The 3028-nt window shown below is 71.4% G+C and carries 2 protein-coding genes; both read right to left on the bottom strand.

From position 1 onward, the window contains the following. Positions 1 to 218: 218 nt before the first annotated feature. On the bottom strand, positions 219 to 1508 hold the full coding sequence (locus GH736_RS20125) for a dihydrodipicolinate synthase family protein (RefSeq protein WP_159606497.1): 1290 nt from the start codon (positions 1506 to 1508) through the stop codon (positions 219 to 221). A gap of 2 nt (positions 1509 to 1510) precedes the next feature. Beyond that, complete coding sequence (locus GH736_RS20130; protein ID WP_159606499.1) at positions 1511 to 2722, bottom strand: Gfo/Idh/MocA family protein; 1212 nt, start codon at positions 2720 to 2722, stop codon at positions 1511 to 1513. Between the last annotated feature and the right edge of the window lie 306 nt (positions 2723 to 3028).

Genomic DNA, 3028 nt, shown 5'->3' on the forward strand with positions numbered 1-3028 from the left:
GGCCAACCCGAACGGCCCGGCCGGCACGGCCTACATCGCCCTGTTCCAGCTCTACGGGCCGCCGTACCAGCAGGGTTCGCCGTTCCTCATCCACGCGAACCGCGACGACACCAAGCAGCCGATCGACTCGTAGCCGCCGGCCGCGGTGACCTCGAGGGCTTCGTCGAGCGAGGCGTACTTGATCGTGGCCTGGTTCAGCGACAGGCGCGGGTGGGCGCTCATGCGAGCACCTCGACGTCGTCGGACGGGGCCTCGGACGCGGCACGCGTCGCCGCGGCATCCGTCGCCTCATCAACCGTCGCCTCATCGGCCGTCGCCTCATCGGCACCGGATGCGGGGGCCGCCGCCGTGACGTCGACGCCGTTGAGCGTGAGCAGTGAGTGCCAGCGCGCCGCGGCGAGCTCAGGGCGCTCGAGCGAGCCCGATGCGTTCGCCAGCTCCACGATGCGGGACAGGTGCGGCAGGCTGCGGGCGGCGTGCAGGCCGCCCACCATCTGGAACGCCGCCTGGTGGCCGTTCAGCCACGACAGGAACGCGACGCCCGTCTTGTAGTAGTACGTCGGGGCGGCGAAGACCTGCTGCGAGAGCGGCTCCGTCGGTGCGAGGATCGCGCGATACGCGTCGACGTCGCCGCGGTCGAGCGCCTGGATCGCGGCCGACGCGTTGGGCGCCAGCGCGGCGAACGCGCCGAGCAGCGCGTCGGAGTGGCCGCGGTCGTCGCCCTCGATCAGCCCGACGTAGTGGAAGTCGTCGCCCGTGAACATGCGGGCCGACTCGGGCAGCTTCTCGCGCACGGCGATCTCGGCCTCGGCGTCGAGCAGGCTCATCTTCACGCCCTGCACCTTGTCGCGGTTGTACTCGATGATCTGCAGCAGCGTCGCGGCCGCGGCATCCGTGTCGGCCGAACCGAAGTAGCCGGTGAGGCTCGGGTCGAACGCCGGCCCCAGCCAGTGCAGCACGACCGGGCCGCCCGTCGAGGCGAGCACCTCGCGGTAGACGCGGCGGTAGTCGTCGGCGGTGCGAGCCGCCCGCGCGAGGTGGCGGCTGGCCATGAGCACGACGCCCGCCCCGGCGTCCTCCGTGTGGTGGAGCTGCTCCTTGTAGGCGTCGATGACCTGCTCGAGCGAGATGGTCTCGTCGGCGACGTGATCGGTGTTCACGCCCACGACGAGCCTGCCGCCGACGGATGCCGCTTCCGCCGCACTTCGGGTGATCAGCTCGCGCGTGGCCGCCGCATCGAGCCCCATGTTGCGCTGGGCGGTGTCCATCGCGTCGGCGACGCCGAGGCCCCACGACCAGACGTGGTGGCGGAACGCGAGCGTCGCGTCCCAGTCGATGTCGGCCGGCTCGCCCGGGGTGTTGTCGGCGAACGGCTTCGGCACCACGTGCGCGGCCGCGTAGGCGATCCGGCTGGTGAGCGGATGCCGCGGCTTCGAGAACGCCGGCGCCTCCGCGAGCGGCACGGCGCGCAGGTCGCCGGTGCCGTCGATGAGGGTGATCGCGGTCATGGTCAGCGCGCCCCGGTCAGCTCGGGCGCCTCGACGGACGCGGGCGCCGCGGCATCCGCTCCGCTTGCGGCATCCGTCGACGTGCCGTCGAGGGTGACGACGGGCAGCGCGATGCGGCGACCCTCGGCGGAGGACTTGAGCCCCTCCTCGGCGAGGAGCACGCCGCGCGCACCGGCGAGGAAGTCGTAGTGGTTGGGCGCGTCCTCGACGACGTGGCGGATGAACTCCTCCCACTGCGTCTTGAAGCCGTTCTCGAACTCGCGGTTGCCGGGGGACTCGATCCAGTCGGCGGCGTAGTCGTGCTCGTCGGCGAGGTCGGGGTTCCACACCGGCTTCGGGGTGGCGTTGCGGGGCTGGATCTTGCAGCCGAACAGGCCGACCACGGCCGAGCCGTGGGTTCCGTCCACCTGGAACTCGACGAGCTCGTCGCGGTTCACGCGGGTCGTCCAGCTCGAATTGAGCTGTGCGACCACGCCGCCCTCGAGCTCGAAGATCGCGTAGGCGGCGTCGTCAGCGGTGGCCGCGTAGGGGTGGCCCTTCTCGTCGACGCGCTCGGGGATCTCGGTGACGGCGCGGGCGTACACCGACTCCACGCGGCCGAAGAGGTTCTCCAGCACGTAGTTCCAGTGGGGGAACATGTCGACGATGATGCCGCCGCCGTCCTCGGCGCGGTAGTTCCAGCTCGGGCGCTGCGCGGGCTGCCAGTCGCCCTCGAAGACCCAGTAGCCGAACTCGCCGCGCACGCTCAGGATGCGCCCGAAGAAGCCCGAGTCGATGAGGCGCTTCAGCTTCTGCAGGCCGGGGAGGTAGAGCTTGTCGTGCACGACGCCGTTCTTGATGCCGGCCTCCTCGGCGAGGCGCGCGAGCTCGAGCGCCTCCTCGAACGACTCGGCGGTCGGCTTCTCGGTGTAGATGGCCTTGCCGGCGGCGATGGCCTTCTTGATCGCCTGCGCCCGCGCCTTCGTGACGAGGAAGTCGGCGTAGATCTGCCAGCGGTCGTCGGCGAGCGCCTCGTCGAGGTTCGTCGTGTAGTGCTCGATCCCGTGCTTCGCGGCCAAGTCGGCGAGCTTCTTCTCGCTGCGGCCGACGAGGATCGGCTCGACCTGCACCCGGGTCTCGCCGTCGGCGAGGAGCACGCCCCCCTGCTCGCGGATCGCGAGGATCGAGCGCACGAGGTGCTGCCGGTAGCCCATGCGGCCCGAGACGCCGTTCATGATGATGCCGATGGTCTCGGGCGTGGTCTGCTGGGCCTGCTGGTCGCGGGCCTGGTCGGCGCGGCCCTGCTGGATGCGGCCCTGCTGGGTGGTCTGCGGGGTGGTCTGCTCTGCCACGGTGGATTCCTGTTCGAGCCGGGAGCGGGCGGAGGCCGGGGCCGCCGCATCGCTGCGGGAAAGCGTTTACCCGAGTGTAGGACAGGCATGGCGAATACGCAACACCCCGTGCGGGGCGTACCCCGGCGCCGGGCCGCGCCGTCTCGGGGCCGCCTCGCCGCCGCCTGCGGCGACGCTCCCGCCTGGATC

Origin of the sequence: Agromyces humi (assembly GCF_009720255.1) — a bacterium.
In the GTDB taxonomy this organism is placed as follows: Bacteria; Actinomycetota; Actinomycetes; order Actinomycetales; family Microbacteriaceae; genus Agromyces; species Agromyces humi.

Coding starts and splice junctions, on each gene's coding strand:
- GH736_RS20125 (WP_159606497.1), bottom strand. CDS start 1,508: ATGACCGCGATCACCCTCATCGACGGCACCGGCGACCTGCGCGCCGTG.
- GH736_RS20130 (WP_159606499.1), bottom strand. CDS start 2,722: ATGAACGGCGTCTCGGGCCGCATGGGCTACCGGCAGCACCTCGTGCGC.